General features: G+C 71.6%; 1 pseudogene. It reads right to left on the bottom strand.

What is annotated here, in order from left to right:
• Positions 1-637 (bottom strand): annotated as a pseudogene (locus HUK84_RS21815) (ATP-binding protein); the annotation flags it as partial.

Raw genomic sequence — 637 nt, 5'->3', positions numbered from 1 at the left:
CCCAGCGCCTCGGCCGCCGCGGCCAGCGTGCCCACCGGCGCCACCAGCCGCCGCACGCCCCAGACGATCAGGATGCTGCCCGCCACCGTCATCAGCAGGAAGGCGGTGGGAAAGGTCGGCGAGCGGAACGGGTTGGGCGGCGGCATCGTGTAATGGATGGTCAGCCAGCGTGTCTCGTCCGGCAGCAGGAAGGCCACGGCCCGTCCGGGCGTGCCCCGCTGGGCGCTGAACAGTACGTGCCGGGGCCGCAGATGCGGCGGCAGCGGCGGAATGTTCTCACGCGTGCGCATGAAGGCCAGCCACGACATGCGCATCCGGTCCGCCGCCGGGGGGTTGTCCACGGCCTGGTCGATCATGTCGGGTTCGGGCCCGGGACTGAGCGTCGCGCGGAAGCTGGGCGGCAGGTGCAGCGCGTCCAGTTCCGCCGCGCGGTCGGCCGGCGGCGTCTCGACGATCGAACGATAGATCATGCCGACCCGGTTCTGGGTCTCCTGCTGGACCATGCGGCGGTCGAAATCAATCCGGTCCAGCGCATGGATCGTCAGCCCGATCGCCTCGATCACGCCCAGTCCGACGATCAGCAGCAGGCTGGTCCGCGCGGCCAGCGACCGGGGGCGCAGCCAGTCGGCGATCCGCC

Source organism: Nguyenibacter vanlangensis, from assembly GCF_013376155.1.
GTDB lineage: Bacteria > Pseudomonadota > Alphaproteobacteria > Acetobacterales > Acetobacteraceae > Gluconacetobacter > Gluconacetobacter vanlangensis.
Note: the sequence above shows the minus strand (reverse complement) of the source record. Positions and strands in the feature narration are given on the sequence as shown.